The organism is Clostridium bornimense, from assembly GCF_000577895.1.
GTDB classification, from domain to species: domain Bacteria; phylum Bacillota; class Clostridia; order Clostridiales; family Clostridiaceae; genus Clostridium_AN; species Clostridium_AN bornimense.
Genome location: NZ_HG917868.1, coordinates 2,358,164 through 2,375,835 on the forward strand (window position 1 = coordinate 2,358,164; position 17,672 = coordinate 2,375,835).

The following is a 17,672-nucleotide window of genomic DNA, read 5'->3' on the forward strand; positions in this document are numbered from 1 at the left end:
CTATTTTTTAATAGGAAATTCAAGAAAAATCTATCATTACCATATGTAAACATTTTATTTGAAATTATTAACAGTAATTTATTATAATTCACCACTACTTATCTAGAACAGATTCTAATATAAAAAAATACTGTTGCATAAAGTTAAGTTTTTATGCAACAGTATTTTACATTTTAATAATATTTATTTTATTTCACCAATATCTTTTCTATAATAAAGTCCTTCAAAATCTACGTTTTTCATATCATTATAAGCTTTAGCTCTAGCATCTTCTAATGTACTATCTATAGCTACTACATTTAGAACTCTTCCTCCTGTAGTAAGAAGCTCTCCATCCTCTTCTTTTGCTCCTGCTATAAATAATTTTGAAGCAAATTTATCATTAACAGTAATTTTAAAACCAGTAGGATAACTTGCTGGATATCCTTTTGATGCTCCTGTTATACAACAAGAATGTCCATTTTTCCACTCTAATGTTACTTCTGATAACTTACCATCTAAAGCTTTTTCAATAACTTCTACAAGATCACTATCCATAAGTGGAAGTACTGCTTGTGTTTCAGGATCTCCCATTCTTACATTATACTCTAAAGCATAAACACCTTTTTGAGTTATCATTACACCAAAGAATACTATTCCTGTAAAGTCAAATCCTTCTTCTCTTATACCTTCTAATGTTGGATTCATTATGTTCTTTATAAAATCTTCTTCTACTTCTTTTGTAAAGTATGGATTTGGAGCTATAACTCCCATTCCCCCTGTATTTGGTCCAGTTTCACCTTCATGAATTTTCTTATGATCTTTTGAAGATATAAATGGCAACATAGTCTTACCATCAGTAATGGCAAGAATTGATGCTTCAGGTCCTGTTAAAAATTCTTCTATTACTATCTTTTGCCCCGCACCTTTAAATACATCATCAACGATAAATGATTTTACAGTAGAAACAGCATCTTCATAAGTTTCACTTATTACAACACCTTTTCCTGCAGCTAGTCCATCTGCTTTTATTACTATTGGATAATCTACAGTCTTTAAATATTCTATAGCCGGTTCAACTTCTGTAAATACCTCATATGCAGCAGTTTTAACATTATATTTCTTCATGAAGTCCTTTGAAAAAGACTTACTTCCTTCTAGCTGTGCTCCAATTTTACCTGGTCCAAAAATCTTTAAACCTTCTTTTTTAAATGTATCTACAACACCTTCTACAAGATATACTTCTGGTCCTACTATTGTTAAATCAATAGCTTCTTTTTTAGCAAAAGCAACAAATTCATCTATCTTAGATATATTAACATTTTCACATTTGTTTTCTATAGCTGTACCACCGTTCCCTGGTGCCACATATACCTTTTCCACTTTTGAACTTTCTGCACATTTATATGCTATAGCATGTTCTCTTCCACCGCTACCTAAAACTAAAACTTTCATAATAATACGCTCCTTATTATATTAGTGTTTGAAGTGTCTTATTCCTGTGAAGACCATTGGTATTCCATACTTGTTACAATTTTCAACCGATAATTTATCATTAACAGATCCACCTGGTTGTACAATTGCACCTACTTTATATTTAGCACATTCATCAACAATATCTCCAAATGGGAAGAATGCATCTGAAGCAAGAATTGCTCCTTCTGTGTTTGCTCTCTCTAAAGCATCTTTTGCAGGCCAAATTCTATTAACTTGTCCTCCACCTATTCCTAAAGTCTTACCATCCTTAACTACAACGATAGCATTAGACTTAACATATTTAACTACCTTCATTCCAAATTCCATATCTTTAAGTTGAGCTTCTGTTGGAGCTTTTTCTGTTACAACCTTGTATTCATCAACTAATTTTCTATCTGATTGTTGAACAAGAAGTCCACCATCAACTTTAACTAATTCATGAGTATCACAAGCTTTAGTTTCACACTTAATAACTCTTAAATTCTTCTTTTTCTTTAATACTTCAAGAGCCTCTGCAGTAAATCCTGGAGCAATAACTATTTCAAGGAATATCTCTACAAGTTTTTCTGCTGTAACAGCATCTACTTCCTTATTAAAAGCAACAATACCACCAAAAATTGAAGTTGGATCACATTCAAAAGCTTTATTGTAAGCATCTAAAGTTGTATCTGAAACTGCAACACCACATGGAGTATTATGCTTTAATGCACAACAAGCAGTTTCTTCAAATTCACAAACTACCTTCCAAGCTATATCCATATCCTTGAAGTTATTATATGAAAGTTCCTTCCCATTTAATTGCTCTATATCTTTCATCGCACCTTTTTCTGTTGTAGAAACATAATAAGCTGCAGTTTGATGTCCATTTTCACCATATCTTAAATCCATAGACTTCTTATATGAAATATTGTAATACTCATTGTATTCATCTTCTAATAAGAAGTTTGCAATAGCACCATCATAAGCACTCATTAAGTTAAACACCTTACCAGCCAACTTCTTCTTAAATGCTAATGATACTTCTCCAGCCTCCATTTGTCTCTTAACTTCATCATAATCTTTAGTATCTGAAATTACGATAACATCTTGGAAATTCTTAGCTGCTGCTCTAAGCATTGTAGGTCCACCGATATCTATAAACTCAACCTTTTCTTCAAATGATAAATCTTCATTAACTTTATCAAAGAAAGGATATAGATTTACAATAACTATATCTATTGGTGTAATATTTTTCTCAGCTATTTTAGCCATGTGTTCTTTGTTATCTCTTATAGCTAAAATACCACCATGGATATATGGGTTTAATGTCTTAACTCTTCCATCTAAAATCTCTGGGAACCCAGTTACTTCAGTAATATCTATTACCTTAACTCCATTTTCTTTTAAGTATTTATAAGTACCACCAGTTGATACTATTTCAACGCCTCTATTTTCAAGAAATTGTGCCATTTCTAAAATTCCATCTTTATAAAAAACGCTAATTAAAGCTCTCATGTTACACCCTCCAGTGCACAGTGCACAGTGCACAGTGCACAGTTAATACCGTGACTGACACCTTAGCAATTGTGCAATTATTTATTAATTATTCTTTAAATCGTACACTTCTTACTATAGAATGTAACATTTTGCATAATTCCTTACACTCCTGAAGTATACCTTTAGTATCACTTAAACTTAAATATCCCGATTCCAAAAGTAATTCAATCCAGTACTCTGTCTCCTCGGCTTCTTTTAATGCTATATTCATTTTATGTCCAAAGTCCCTTTTAGACTCTCCCCTAAGTGCTTCTCTAACATTTGCACCAATACTGTTCACTGCCCTACTGTGCACTGATGTAGGTTTTTCTTCCTTCTACTCTCACTTTTCCTTCACTTATTAACTTTAGTGCTTCAGGTAATGCTTTATGTTCTTCCACAAGTATTCTTTCTTGTAATTGTTTTGGAGTGTCCTCTCCATATACCGGTACTGATTTTTGAAGAATGATAGCCCCCGTATCTGTTCCTTCGTCTACAAAATGTACTGTACATCCTGATATCTTTACACCATATTCAATAGCTTTTTCGTGGACATGAATTCCGTAAGCACCTTTTCCACAAAAGCTTGGTATAAGAGATGGATGAATATTAATAATTCTATTTCTAAATTCATCTATTAATTCTTTTTTTATAATAGAAAAGAATCCTGCTAAAACTATTACATCTACATTACCTTTTAATGTTTCAAGAATCTTTCCACTTAAGGAATCTCCATATTCTTTTTTATCATATGTTAAAGTTCTTATGCCTGCTTTTTTTGCTCTTTCTAAAGCATATGCACCTTTCGTATCACTAATTACGTATTCTATAGACACTTTGTCTAAATAACCATCACTAACTCTATCTATAATGGTTTGAAGATTACTTCCACCACCAGATACTAACACTGCTATTTTAAGCATATATTTTCCCCTTCATTTTCATCAACATATCCAATTTCATGGGCAACTATTCCATGGCCAACTAAAATTTCCATTATTTTGTTTACATCTTCCCTAGCAACGCAAATAACAAATCCTATACCCATATTAAATGTATTATACATTTCTTCTTCTTTAACACCACGTCTCATAAGTTCTTTAAATATTGATGGGATTTCATAAGAATTTTTGTTTATTACAGCTCTATGGTTTTTATTCTTAAACATTCTTGGAATATTTTCTATAAATCCACCACCAGTTATATGAGCCATACCATTGATATTTACTTTTGATAATAAATCAAGTACTGGCTTAACATATATTCTTGTAGGAGTTAATAAAACTTCTCCCATTTTCTTTCCCTCAAACTCTTCATCTAAATCAGTAATAAGTTTTCTTACTAATGAATATCCATTTGAGTGAATCCCTGAAGATTCTAATCCTATTAGAACATCACCAGACTTTATATTACTTCCATCAATAATTTCATCTTTCTCTACAACACCAATAGCAAAACCGGCTATATCATATTCACCTTCTTTATAGAAACCAGGCATTTCTGCAGTTTCTCCGCCAATTAATGCACATCCAGCTTGTTGACATCCTTCTGATACACCTTTAACTATGTCAGCTGCTTTTTCTGCTTCTAATTTACCGCAAGCCATATAATCTAAAAATACTACTGGTTTTGCTCCATGACAAAGTATGTCATTTACACACATTGCTGTACAATCTATTCCAACTGTATCATAAGTATTCATCTTAAATGCTATTTCAAGCTTTGTTCCAACTCCGTCTGTTCCTGAAACTAAAACTGGATTTTTATATCCTTGTCCAAGTTCGAACATTCCTGCAAATGATCCAAGACCATTTAAAACTCCTGGTATGAAAGTTTTTTCTGTATATTGTCTCATTAGTTGTACACTTTTGTAGCCTTCTTCTATATTTACGCCACTTTCTTTATATAAACTCATCTAAGTTTCCCCGCTTTCATAATTTTAATCTTCTAAACGAACCTTGCTCATTTCCATTGGTGCTGATACTGGATATTCACCAGCAAAACAGCCTAAACAAAAATCATTTTTTCCACCTAAAGCTTCTACTAATGAAGGAATTGATAAATATCCTACAGAATCACTTCCTATAAAATCACTAATTTCATCTAAGCTTCTTTGAGCAGCAATAAGTTCACTTCTATATGGAGTGTCTATACCAAAATAGCATGGATATTTAACTGCTGGAGCAGCTGATCTAAAGTGAACTTCTTTTGCGCCAGCTCTTCTCATAATATCTACTAACTTCTTAGAAGTTGTTCCCCTTACAATAGAATCGTCAATAAGAACTACTCTCTTTCCTTCAACTAAACATCTAAGTGCATTAAGTTTTATTGATACTGCCTTTTCTCTTAATTCTTGTGTTGGTGCAATAAATGTTCTTGCAACATATTTATTTTTTACAATACCCATTGCATAAGGTATTCCTGAAGCTTTTGAATATCCTACTGCTGATGGTATACCGGAATCTGGTACACCTATTACTAAATCTGCATCTGCTGGAGCGTCTTTGTATAGTAGCTCTCCTGCTTTTACTCTTGCTTCATATACATTTATTCCATTCATTATAGAATCTGGTCTTGCAAAATAAATATATTCAAAAGCACAAGCCTTAGTTATTGCTTTTTCATTTAATTTTATACTTCTTAATCCTTCATCATCTATAATTACTATTTCACCTGGCTCTACATCTCTAACAAGTTCAGCTCCTATAACATCAAGAGCACAGCTTTCAGATGATAATACATAACCATCGTCTATCTTACCTATACATAATGGTCTTATTCCATGAGGATCTCTTACCCCAATAAGTTTGTCCTCTGTTAATATTACTATAGCGTATGACCCCTTAACCGCTTGAACTGTATCCACTAAAGCTTTTTCTATCCCCTTAGAAGCTTTGCGTGCTATCATATTTAAAATAACTTCTGTATCAATTGTTGTTTGGAAATTATAACCTGACTCTTCTAATAATTCTCTTAAAACATCAGTGTTAACTAAATTTCCGTTATGAGCTATAGCCATTTGTCCTAATTTGAATTTTGAAAGTAATGGTTGTGCATTTATAAGTCTAGTATCACCTGTTGTAGAATATCTTACGTGACCTATAGCTGCTTTACCGGTCATATTATTTAATGTTTCATCATCAAATACATCTGGAACAATCCCCATACCTTTTTCAAGAATTAGATTTCCATCTTGATTAACGCATATTCCTGAACTTTCTTGTCCTCTATGCTGAAGTGCATATAATCCATAATAAACATAATGGGCAATTGTTGTTTTTTTGTTTGAGTATATACCGAAAACACCACACTCGTCTTTGAACTTATCACACTCTCTAATTGTCATATTAGATTTCCTCACTTATTCTCTTTAATATTTCTACATAAGCTTCTTTAACATTTCCCATGTCTCTTCTAAATCTATCTTTATCAAGTTTTTCACCAGTTGTAGCATCCCAGAATCTGCATGTATCTGGTGAAATTTCATCAGCTAGTAAAATCTCTCCGTCAGCTGTCTTACCAAACTCTATTTTGAAATCAATAAGATTTATATTTTGTTTTAAGAAAAATTCTTTTAGTGTATCGTTTATAACTGCTGTCATATCATAAATTACTTTTAATTCTTCAAAAGTAGTAGCGCCAATTGCTACAGCGTGATAATCATTTATTAGTGGATCTCCTAAATCATCATTTTTATAAGAAAGTTCAAATACTGTAGTTTTTAATTCAGTTCCCTCTTCAAGACCTAATCTCTTTGCCATTGACCCAGCAGCAACATTTCTTACTATAACTTCTAAAGGTATTATTGTTACCTTCTTACAAAGTTGATCTCTTTCATTTAATTTTTCAATAAAGTGAGTTTTAACACCCTTCTTTGCTAAAAGCTCAAATAACATTGAAGTTATTGCATTGTTCAATTCACCCTTAGAATCAATTTGTCCCTTCTTTTCTCCGTTAAAAGCAGTAGCATCATCTTTATAATGAACTATTACCTTATCATCATCATTAGTTCTAAATATTTGTTTTGCCTTACCTTCATACATCATTTCTAACTTTTCCATTATAGTTCCACTCCTTCTTCATTATCCCTAATAAAATTAACTTTCATATCTTTTCTATACTTTTCTAACTTGTCCTTAATTTCCGGATACTTAACTCCTAAAATTTGAGCTGCTATCATACCAGCATTATAAGAATTGTTAATACCTACAGTAGAAACTGGAATACCCTTTGGCATTTGAACTATTGAGAATAATGCATCCATCCCTTCTACTGCACCCTTTATAGGAACACCTATTACAGGTAATGTTGTTTGAGATGCTATTACACCTGGAAGATGAGCTGCAAGCCCAGCACCAGCAATAATTGCTTCACATCCAGTTTCCTCTAAATTTTTTATAACCTCTGATAACTTTTCCGGTACTCTATGAGCTGATAATACATGTGCTTCAAATGGAATATCAAATTCTCTTAAAGCATTTGCAGCCCCCCTCATCACTTCTGTATCGGATTTACTTCCAAATATGATTGCTACCTTCATAAAAAAACCTCCGTTTTTTATGGCACAAGGCACAAGGCACAGGGCACAAGTATTTATGCGTCCTGAACTTCTTGTGTTTCTCGCACCTTCCTTACAATTGAATTCAATATTTTGCATAACTCTTTACATTTATTAAGCATTTCATTAGCTACTTCATCTTCTAAGTATGATGAAGCTATCAATAATTCTATCCAGTACTCAGTTTCATTAGCCTCTTTCAAAGCTATATTCATTTTATGACCAAAATCTTTCCTAAACTCCCCACCAAAATCCTCTCGAACATTGGCCCTAATACTAGTACCAGCTCTTAGCAATTGTTTAGATAATATAAACTCTCTCTTTTTACATCTAATAAAGTGATATGTTCTTATAATATCTAAAGCAAAATTAAAAGACTTATTAACTATCACACTATTAGTCATTTTAGTATCACACCCCTGAGTAATTAATTACCAAAGATACGAACATTTATTCAGTAATTATAAATTATTTAAAACTTCTTATATTAAATCAACTTGTGTCACAATTACAAATATCCTATACACACTTAGCACTTTTACAGCACAGCTGTAAACAATCAAAGCCGTCCGCAGGACTACAATGTAATTCCTCCACCGGAGGAGGAATTACAACCCTGCCTGTGCACTGTGCCATGACATCTGTACCCTATCTAAAGTAATTTACCCCATTTTTAAATAATTGTTGATCTTTCTCACCTAAAATATTCTTAGCTACACCATTTCCGATTCTTTCAGAGTGTCCCATTTTACCAAAGACTCTTCCGTCTGGACTTGTTATTCCTTCTACTGCACATACAGAACCGTTTGGATTGAATTCTATATCGTAAGTTCCTTGTCCTTCAAAGTTAACGTATTGTGTTGCTATTTGTCCGTTTTCTATTAGTTTCTTCATAACTTCATCATTAGCTACAAATCTTCCTTCTCCGTGAGAAACTGCTATGCTATGAAGTTTTCCTAAATCATCATTAGATATCCAAGGTGATTTATTTGAAACAACTTTAGTTGTAACCATTCTTGAAACGTGTCTACCAATCTTATTAAATGTAAGTGTTGGTGAGTTTTCATCTAAATCTCTTATTTCACCGTATGGAACTAATCCTAATTTGATAAGTGCTTGGAATCCGTTACAGATACCTAACATTAAACCATCTCTATTCTTAAGCATTTCATGAACAGCTTCTTTTATCTTTTCATTTCTAAATACTGCTGATATAAACTTACCTGATCCATCTGGCTCATCCCCTGCTGAGAATCCACCTGATAACATAATCATTTGTGAAGTATTTATTCTCTTAACCATTTCTTCAATTGATTCTTCTACTTCATGAGCATTTCCATTTCTGAATACAAATACATCTGTTTCTGCTCCTGCTTTCTTGAATTCCCTTGAAGTATCGTATTCACAGTTTGTTCCTGGGAACACTGGTATAAATACTTTTGGTTTTGCAATTTTAATAACTGGAGAAACTTTTTCTTTTGCTTCATATAATGGCATATCTATCTTAGTTTCTTCTATTTTTGCTTCTGTTCTAAATACTGATTCAAGTTTAGAATCCCATGATTTTCTTAATTCATTAACATCGATTTTTTCATCACCGTAAACTAATGAATATTCTTCTGTAGTTTCACCAATTACTCTATATGAAACTCCTTCTAATTCTTTTATAGTATCTTCTTCAACTTCAAGAACTATTGATCCATAGCTTGGTTCTACTAAATCTTTTATTGATAATTCGCTATTTATCTTAACTCCAATTTCATTACCAAAAGATCCTTTAGCTAAGTTTTCTATTACACCACCAAATCTTACTGATGATGATGATAATACTAAGCCTTTATTTATTAATTCTTTAACTTTAGCGAAATTAGTTTTAAGTTCTTCTAAGTTTGGCATATCTCCATCTTTTCTATTATGAAGAATTTCTACTAACTTACTTCCTACTTTCTTAAATTCAGAAGATACAATATTTTGTACTTTATCTGCAACTACTGCAAAAGTTACTATTGTTGGAGGAACTTTTAAATCTTTAAATGTTCCTGACATTGAGTCCTTACCGCCGATAGCTGGTATCTCAAAAGCTCTTTGTACTTCATATGCTCCAAGTAATGCTGCTAGTGGTTTACCAAATGCTTCTTCACTATTCATTCTTTCAAAGTATTCTTGCATTGAAAGTCTTACTTTACTAGCGTCCCCTCCAAGAGCTGTAATCTTAGCTAATGCTTCAATTACTGAGTACATACCACCATGGAATGGACTGAATGTTGTAAGATAAGGATTATAGCCAAAAGTCATTAATGAAACTGTATTTGTCTCTCCTTCAAGAACTGGAATTTTCCCTACCATACCTTCCTGTGGTGTTCCTTGTGTCTTACCTCCATAAGGCATAAGTACTGTATTACTTCCAATAGAAGAGTCGAACATTTCAACTAAACCTCTTTGAGAACATACGTTTAAATCTGTTAATATTTCTTCAGCTACAGTTTTAAAGTCTTTTCCTTGATACTTATTAACAGAAGTTTCAAAATAATTTTCTTCTTTAGGTTCTAGAACCTTTGCTTTTGTATGAGAAGTTACACCATTTGTATTTAAAAAGTCTCTACTTAACTCTACAATTGTGTCGCCTCTCCATTTTAATCTCATTATGTTTTCATCTGTAACTTTAGCAACTACTACAGCTTCTAAGTTTTCTTCATTACATAATCTTAAGAATTCTTCTCTATCTTTTTCTTCTATAACTACTGCCATTCTTTCTTGTGATTCAGAAATAGCAAGCTCTGTACCATCTAATCCTTCGTACTTCTTTGGTACTAAATCTAAATCTATGTCTAACCCATCTGCAAGCTCACCAATTGCTACTGATACTCCCCCTGCTCCGAAGTCGTTACATCTAACAATTTTTCTTGATACCTCTGGATTTCTAAATAATCTTTGTATCTTTCTTTCTGTTGGTGCATTACCTTTTTGTACTTCTGATGAACATGTATCAATAGAAGTTTCTGTGTGTTCCTTTGAAGAACCTGTTGCTCCACCACATCCATCTCTACCTGTTCTACCACCGATTAATACAATGATATCTCCTGGCACTGGTCTTCTTCTAACTACATTATCTTTTGGTGCTGCTGCAACAACCGCTCCAAGTTCTAATCTCTTAGCTACATAACCTGGATGATATATTTCTGCAACTTGTCCTGTTGCAAGTCCAATTTGGTTACCATATGAAGAATATCCATGAGCTGCTCCTTGAGTTATTTTTCTTTGTGGTAACTTACCTGGAAGAGTTTCTTCTACAGGTACTGTTGGATCTGCTGCTCCTGAAACTCTCATTGCTTGGTATACATATGTTCTTCCTGAAAGTGGATCTCTTATAGCTCCACCAATACAAGTAGCTGCTCCACCAAATGGTTCAATTTCTGTTGGATGGTTATGTGTTTCATTTTTAAACATTAATAAATAATCTTCATCTTTTCCATCTACATCAACTTTAACATTTATTGAACAAGCATTAATTTCTTCACTTTCATCTAAATCTGTTAATACACCTTTTTTCTTAAGTTCCCTAACAGCTATAGTTGCAAGATCCATTAAACAAATATTCTTTTTCTTTCTATCTTTGTATGCAAATTCTCTTCCTGCTAAATAATTTTCATATGAAGCTTTAACTAAACTTGCATACTTCCCTTCTTCAAAAGAAACCTCATCAATTATTGTTTCAAAAGTAGTATGTCTACAATGATCTGACCAATAAGTATCTATAACTTTAATTTCTGTTATAGTTGGATTTCTTTTTTCTGTATCTCTAAAGTACTGTTGACAGAAAGCTAAGTCATCTATTGTCATAGCTAGTCCATTTTCATTTAAGAAATTTTCTAAGCCACTTCTATCTAAATCTATAAATCCATCTACTATTTTAACTGCACTTGGCTTTTCTACCTTTGGCATTAATGTTTCTGGTTTTTCTATTGAAATTTCTCTAGAATCTACTGAGTTAATAAAATAGTTTTTAACTTTTTCTATTTCATCTATAGATAATCTTCCTTTTAAAATTACAACCTTTGAAGAAGTAATTTCACAACTATCATCCTCAGTGATAATTTGAATACATTGGCGAGCTGAATCTGCTCTTTGATCGAATTGACCTGGTAGGTATTGTACAAGAAAATAATTTTCCCCTTCATTTAATGGAAACTCTTCATCATATACATTATCAACATTGACTTCTGATAATATTAATTTCTTAGCCCTATAATAAGCATCATCTGAAAGTCCTGCTAAGTCATATCTGTTAACCATTCTAACTTTTTCTAGATTTGCAAGATTAAGATTTATCTTGAAATCTTTTAATAAATGCTCATTTTCAGAATTGAATCCTTCCTTTTTTTCAACATACACAGTACGTATATAAGACATTTATTTTTCCCCTTTCATACGTATATATACGAACATTCCCCATTGACGCGTATATATACTTCGTTAATTCAATTATAATATAACTTTATATATATTTAAAGGGTTTTTCTGAAAATATTAACTGTAAATTTCACATCATTTCCATTATACCATTTTTAGCCTTATTATGGTATCAATTTGCAAAATAATTTGCTAACTACTGTCAAATCACAAAAATACTTTGACTATCAAAATATTTTTATATATAATATGACTCAAACAACTTATTGGAGGAAGACTTATGAATAATGTTACTATAATAACAGATTCTATATCTGACTTAAATTTTTCTATTTTAAATGAATACAATATTATTTCTTTACCAATTAAAATTGATATAGATGGAACTTTATATAGAGATAAAATTGATATCTCTAATGAAGAGTTTTATAAAATAATCAGAGAAAAAAATATTTTTCCTAAAACTTCTCAAATATCTCCATCTGAATTTGAAGAGGTTTTTTCTAATGAATTAAATAAAGGTAATAAAGTTATTTGCGTAACTGTATCTTCTTACTTAAGTGGAACTTACAATTCTGCGCATATAGCTAAAAACAATCTAGAAAGCGATGATATATTTATAATAGATTCTTTATCAGCTACAGTTGGACAAGGACTTATTGTAGTAGAGTTAGCTAAGTATATTAATAAAGCTAAAAATATAGAAGAGTTATTAGAATACTCAAATAAATTGATAAATAATCAAAAGTCTATTATCGGCGTTGATTCAATAGAAATGCTAAAACGAGGTGGAAGAATTCCTAAATCTCTAGCAACTATTAGCACCCTTTTAGACATTAAACCACTATTAACTTTAAAAGATGGCCATCTAGAAGCAGTATCCAAAGTTCGTGGTATGAAATCCCTTATAAAAAATATTTGTAAAACTATTAATACTTCAAATATAAATAAAGAATATTCTATAATTATTGCTCATGCAAATAATACTTCTCACTGTAACTTAATACTTGAAACACTTAAAGAACAATTCCCTGATGTTGAAATAATAACATCAGAAGTTGGAATAGCCGTTGGATGTCACATAGGTGAAGGAGCATTAGCAGTATTTATCCAAGAAAAGAATTAGACTTTCTAGAGAAAGTAATTTTATCTAGCTAAAAACAAAGCCCTTGGAGTAAGTTTAATAACGCAAAAGCAGGGCACAGATGCATGGCACAAGTATGATGGCACAAAGCACAAGTATAGATGAAATTCCTGCGGAATTTCTTAGATTGTGAGTGTTGAGCTAAATATTATAAGTTAGACTATGTTTCTTATTTAGATTATAGTTGATATACAAGCAAATGCAGAAGGCTCATGAAAGTTGCACTTTCATGAAGCTTTGAATATATATTTGCATGGGATTATATATAGAGAGTTAAGTTTATATTAGTACCTGTTCTAGTTAAGTAGTGGTAAAACTGTATCTCTCCCATAAAATACACTAGCTGTCCACAGGACTATAATAAAATTCCTCCTAAATAGGAATTTTTACCTTACCTATGCCCTGTGCCTTCTGACCTGTGCCATAATAAAAGGAACTATCGCTCACAAATTTTTATTTGTCAATGCGATAGTCCCTTTCAATGCACTAATATCTTAAAATCATATTTTTTTATCTATTTCTCAACAGCGTTAGTAAACTCTAAAAATTTATCGTAGCTTTCATTTTCTTCTACAAATTCTTTTTTATTTGATACTGATATAGTATTATCTTCATATTTTACTGTAGCTGTATAAACAAATGTTGCATTTCCTACCATTATTACTTTTAGTTCTTCTTCATTTTCTACTACAGTATTAATGATCATTCCACCATCATTATATATTTTTATAGGTTTATTTTTCATTTCAGGGTGTGCTATAGTACAAGCAACTATAGAGGCCGTCATTCCTGTACCACAAGCTTTTGTAAATCCTACTCCTCTTTCATATGTTTTTACATATACCGTATTTTCATCTAATACTTTTAAATAATTTACGTTAGAGCCTTGTGGTAATACTGATTTTGTAGAGTTAGCTTTTATACCTACTTCTTCTATTTCATCTGCTTTAATTTCATCAGTTAATACTACTAAGTGTGGATTTGGACATGCTATTGCTGTAAATTTTTCTTTAACTGATAATTCTGGTATAGGTTGAAATATTACTTTGTCCTTTTCAGATATTAATGGTAAATCAGTTGGATTAAATGAAATAGCTTTAAGTTCTATCTCATCAGTATATACTCCATTAAAAATATCCTTTACCTTTCTAACTTTATAATTAGCTTTCATTGTTTCTATAGTAACTTCATCTTTTTTGAAGTTTTCCATAACAAATCTTCCAACATTTCTTAGAACATTTCCACACATTTCTGGTTCTGTACCATCAGCATTAAATATTCTCATCTTACCATCACAGTTTTGACTTTTGCTCATGAATACAATACCATCGCCACCAACAGCACCATTTCTGTCACAAAGTAAAATAGCTAGTTTTCTTCTATCCTCTTCAGTAAAATTATAATTATTATTTATTTCATCAATAAGTGCAAAGTCATTACATGCACCATGACACTTTATAATATCAAAATTCATTTTACCCCTCCTATCCAATAAAGTTATTCAATTTTAACATAATATGTTATATAAATCTACTTAATAAGATCCTCTGTTAACTCTAAGAATTTATCTATATCTTTTTCCATAGCCTTCAATGAAGTTATCCAGAAACTTTTATCTTCAAAATCTATTCCTATAGTTTTCCCTACATCTACTATATTCATCTTACCTGTAGATTTTAAAAGTTTATCATATTCTTCTATAAACTCTTCACCTTTTTCTTCATATAATTTATAAAGTCCTTTTGCAAATAATTGTCCAAAAGCATAAGGATAATTATAAAAATTATAGTCTCCATCATAATAATGTGGCTTACAAATCCACATATATGGATGAAGATAATTTTCATCTAGTCCATCACCATATGTAGCTTTTTGTGCCTCTATCATAATGTTGCACAATTCTTCCACAGATAAAGCCGCCTCTTTTCTTTTCTCAAATACTTCTTTTTCAAATATAAACCTACTCATTATATCAAGAATTACTTGTGTAGCATCACTAATTTCACCTTCTAATACTGTTAATGCCTCTTCCTTTGGAAGTGTATTAATCATATTCGTTTTTAAAAGCGTCTCACAAAAAGTAGATGCTGTTTCTGCCAATGGCATTGGATATTCATTATTTATAGCTGTCTCATCTTTTAATACTGAGCCATGGTATCCATGACCTAATTCATGGGCCATTGTTACTACGTCAGTAAAATTCCCACCGTAATTTAACATTACTCTACTTTCTTTTATAGATGTTATAGTAGAACAGAATGCTCCTCCTACCTTTCCATCTCTTGGATAAACGTCTATCCACTGATTCTCCATAGCATTTTTTGCAAAATCACCTAGCTTTGTTGAGAAATTATAAAAATTATCTAAAACAATCTTTTTTCCTTCCTCAAAAGGAATTTCCCTAGTTAATTCTCCTATAGGTGCAAATAAATCATAAAAAGGAAGTCCATTTTTATGTCCTAAAATCTCACCTTTACGTTTTAAGTATTTTCTAAAAACAGGATAATACTCTTCTATAGCAGATATAAGCGCATCTAATGTTTTTTCACTCATTCTTGATGAAAATAATGCTTCTTGAAGCGGAGATTCATATCCCCTAAGACTTGTTACAGTTATAACTTCACCTTTTATTCCATTTAATGCTGCCGCTACAGATTCATCAATAGATTTATATGCTTGAAGTTCAGCTTCATAAGCTTTTTTTCTAATTTCTTCACTTTTATCATAAGCTAAATTTCTCGCTACTGTAAGAGGTATTTCTTCTTCTTTTCCGTTCTTATTTACTTTAACCTTTACTACAGAAGTTTCTCCATCTCTAAGTTTTGCCCAAGCCACTGAACCTGTATTTTTCATTTTTGCAATAACATTTTCAACTTCAGGTGATAGTATGTATTTTACATCATTTATTATTTCTTCTATAAAAAATTTATGTTCTTTAATAATTTCACTTTCTTTTACTAATGCCTCGAGATTTTTAACTTTTCCTACCTGTAGTTTTATCTTTGAATCATATTCAGTAATGCTCGATAATTGATTTTCTAAAACATCCATATATCTTTGAGCATTAATGTCTTTTGTATCCACTGCATAAGTTAAATTACAAAACTCATATGCTTTTCCTATAACATCATTACACTTTAATGTTAACTTAATATATTTTTCTAACAATTCCCTATCATTTAATGTTTCAGAACTATTAGCTAATACCTTAAATTCTTCTATTATTGTTTTCCCTTTATTTATATCTTCTTTAAATTTATCATCATCAAATCCATTATATATTTCTTTTAAACTCCATTTTCCCTCCATATTTATATCCTCCAAACAATCTATTTATATATCTATTATAGACTAATACAATACAAAGTAAACCTTAGCTAATTTACATATCAATATTATAGTTGCCTATTTACTTTTACTTTACTATACTGTCCTAAATATAATATTAAAAAAGCAGAAACATAAAAGTTTCTGTTTTTTTAACCCATATTCTTTCTGCTTTTTATCTTAACATATCCATAATAAATTATTAATGCTACTACAATTACTAATATAGTGTTATTAACTACAATATATATTATATTACTTTGAAAAACCGTTCTATATTCTGGAAATATGAATTTAGCTGCTGTTACCCCTAATAGAAATATCAATGACAAAATTAAATCTGATACCAATCTTTCTTTTTTGAACCTATAACCGAAATATATAGTTAATACTATAAATAACATTAACTTACCAAAATCAAACATTTCTATTTTCATTTCACTCCACTCCTTTATATTATATTCTACCTTTATTTATACATATATGGTAGTATTTTGAATAAATTCTTGTGAACTAATTCCTCTTAATTTTAACTTTCTTCTCTAAGCTAAGATATAAAAAAAGATATGTAGAAAGTTCTACATATCCTATGATTACTTTAAAGCTTCTCTTATTAAATTTAATACATATTCTCTATCTTTAGGATTATTCTCAAAATCTAAATTATCTACATTAATTTTTAAAAGAGGCGATATATTATAATCCCTAAAATATTCTGCATATTGCTCATTTAATCTTAACCAATAATCTTTTTCTACTACCTTTTCGTACTCTCTACCTCTTTTATTAATTTTTTTTATAGCATCATCAACACTAGTTTCTAAATAAATCATAAGTTTAGGAGGACATAAATGTTCTGCCATATTTTCAAATAAATCCGTATAGATATTATATTCTTCTTCATCCATTTCATTATTTTCCATTAATAACTTTGCAAAAATTAAATCTCCATAGATACTTCTATCTAATACCGCCTTATCTATTAAAGAAGCTTCTTTTATAGCTCTAAATCTATTATTTAGAAAAAATATTTGAAGTGGAAATGAATATCTTTTTCTATCATAATAAAATTTATCTAATATAGGGTTGTCCACCACTGGTTCCAAAAATGCTGTATATCCCAGTTCCTCTACTAAAATATTCATAAGTGTAGTTTTACCAACACCAACTACTCCATCTACTACTATCATTGGCCAAGATTCCTTTCCCTCTATCTTTTTTAAATATTCTTTATATCTCATAATTTTGCTCCCCTACTACGAC

Annotated in this window: 15 protein-coding genes; 1 reads left to right on the forward strand and 14 read right to left on the reverse strand. The window is 31.0% G+C overall.

The annotated features are described in order from the left end of the window. Positions 1–183: 183 nt before the first annotated feature. The 10 genes from purD to CM240_RS10610 all read right to left on the reverse strand — a co-directional run bounded on the left by purD (position 184) and on the right by CM240_RS10610 (position 11,938). Positions 184–1,434: a phosphoribosylamine--glycine ligase gene (gene purD / locus CM240_RS10565; RefSeq protein WP_044039012.1), complete on the reverse strand. Its 1,251-nt coding sequence runs from the start codon at positions 1,432–1,434 to the stop codon at positions 184–186. A gap of 21 nt (positions 1,435–1,455) precedes the next feature. After that, on the reverse strand, positions 1,456–2,949 hold the full coding sequence (gene purH / locus CM240_RS10570) for a bifunctional phosphoribosylaminoimidazolecarboxamide formyltransferase/IMP cyclohydrolase (RefSeq protein ID WP_044039013.1): 1,494 nt from the start codon (positions 2,947–2,949) through the stop codon (positions 1,456–1,458). A gap of 88 nt (positions 2,950–3,037) precedes the next feature. Beyond that, positions 3,038–3,271 (reverse strand): four helix bundle protein, encoded by a 234-nt coding sequence (locus tag CM240_RS10575; protein WP_051483809.1) that lies wholly within the window; start codon positions 3,269–3,271, stop codon positions 3,038–3,040. A gap of 4 nt (positions 3,272–3,275) precedes the next feature. Further along, on the reverse strand, positions 3,276–3,893 hold the full coding sequence (gene purN, locus CM240_RS10580; RefSeq protein WP_044039014.1) for a phosphoribosylglycinamide formyltransferase: 618 nt from the start codon (positions 3,891–3,893) through the stop codon (positions 3,276–3,278). After that, the gene (gene purM / locus CM240_RS10585; protein WP_044039015.1) at positions 3,881–4,885 is read right to left on the reverse strand and encodes a phosphoribosylformylglycinamidine cyclo-ligase; all 1,005 of its coding nucleotides are present in this window, start codon (positions 4,883–4,885) and stop codon (positions 3,881–3,883) included. Before purM ends, purN begins: the two co-directional genes overlap by 13 nt. Positions 4,886–4,909: 24 nt before the next feature. Continuing rightward, positions 4,910–6,316 carry an amidophosphoribosyltransferase gene (gene purF / locus CM240_RS10590; protein ID WP_044039016.1) on the reverse strand — a complete coding sequence of 469 codons (1,407 nt, stop codon included), beginning with the start codon at positions 6,314–6,316 and terminating at the stop codon, positions 4,910–4,912. A gap of 1 nt (position 6,317) precedes the next feature. After that, complete coding sequence (gene purC / locus CM240_RS10595) at positions 6,318–7,031, reverse strand: phosphoribosylaminoimidazolesuccinocarboxamide synthase (protein ID WP_044039017.1); 714 nt, start codon at positions 7,029–7,031, stop codon at positions 6,318–6,320. Further along, positions 7,031–7,510, reverse strand: a complete 480-nt coding sequence (gene purE / locus CM240_RS10600; RefSeq protein WP_044039018.1) for a 5-(carboxyamino)imidazole ribonucleotide mutase — start codon at positions 7,508–7,510, stop codon at positions 7,031–7,033. The genes purC and purE overlap by 1 nt, the downstream gene beginning before the upstream one ends. Before the next feature lie 53 nt (positions 7,511–7,563). Beyond that, on the reverse strand, positions 7,564–7,932 hold the full coding sequence (locus tag CM240_RS10605) for a four helix bundle protein (RefSeq protein WP_044039019.1): 369 nt from the start codon (positions 7,930–7,932) through the stop codon (positions 7,564–7,566). 244 nt (positions 7,933–8,176) lie between these two features. After that, positions 8,177–11,938, reverse strand: a complete 3,762-nt coding sequence (locus CM240_RS10610; RefSeq protein WP_044039020.1) for a phosphoribosylformylglycinamidine synthase — start codon at positions 11,936–11,938, stop codon at positions 8,177–8,179. 280 nt (positions 11,939–12,218) lie between these two features. On the opposite strand from CM240_RS10610, the gene CM240_RS10615 reads away from it, so the two are divergent. Continuing rightward, complete coding sequence (locus CM240_RS10615; RefSeq protein WP_051483810.1) at positions 12,219–13,064, forward strand: DegV family protein; 846 nt, start codon at positions 12,219–12,221, stop codon at positions 13,062–13,064. A gap of 532 nt (positions 13,065–13,596) precedes the next feature. On the opposite strand, the gene dapF is transcribed toward CM240_RS10615, so the two are convergent. The 4 genes from dapF to CM240_RS10635 all read right to left on the reverse strand — a co-directional run bounded on the left by dapF (position 13,597) and on the right by CM240_RS10635 (position 17,650). Then, positions 13,597–14,556: a diaminopimelate epimerase gene (gene dapF / locus CM240_RS10620; protein ID WP_044039021.1), complete on the reverse strand. Its 960-nt coding sequence runs from the start codon at positions 14,554–14,556 to the stop codon at positions 13,597–13,599. Between the two features lie 56 nt (positions 14,557–14,612). Beyond that, the gene (locus CM240_RS10625) at positions 14,613–16,391 is read right to left on the reverse strand and encodes a M3 family oligoendopeptidase (RefSeq protein WP_044039022.1); all 1,779 of its coding nucleotides are present in this window, start codon (positions 16,389–16,391) and stop codon (positions 14,613–14,615) included. 170 nt (positions 16,392–16,561) lie between these two features. After that, the gene (locus CM240_RS10630; RefSeq protein ID WP_044039023.1) at positions 16,562–16,846 is read right to left on the reverse strand and encodes a hypothetical protein; all 285 of its coding nucleotides are present in this window, start codon (positions 16,844–16,846) and stop codon (positions 16,562–16,564) included. A gap of 156 nt (positions 16,847–17,002) precedes the next feature. Next, positions 17,003–17,650 carry a deoxynucleoside kinase gene (locus tag CM240_RS10635; protein WP_044039024.1) on the reverse strand — a complete coding sequence of 216 codons (648 nt, stop codon included), beginning with the start codon at positions 17,648–17,650 and terminating at the stop codon, positions 17,003–17,005. Between the last annotated feature and the right edge of the window lie 22 nt (positions 17,651–17,672).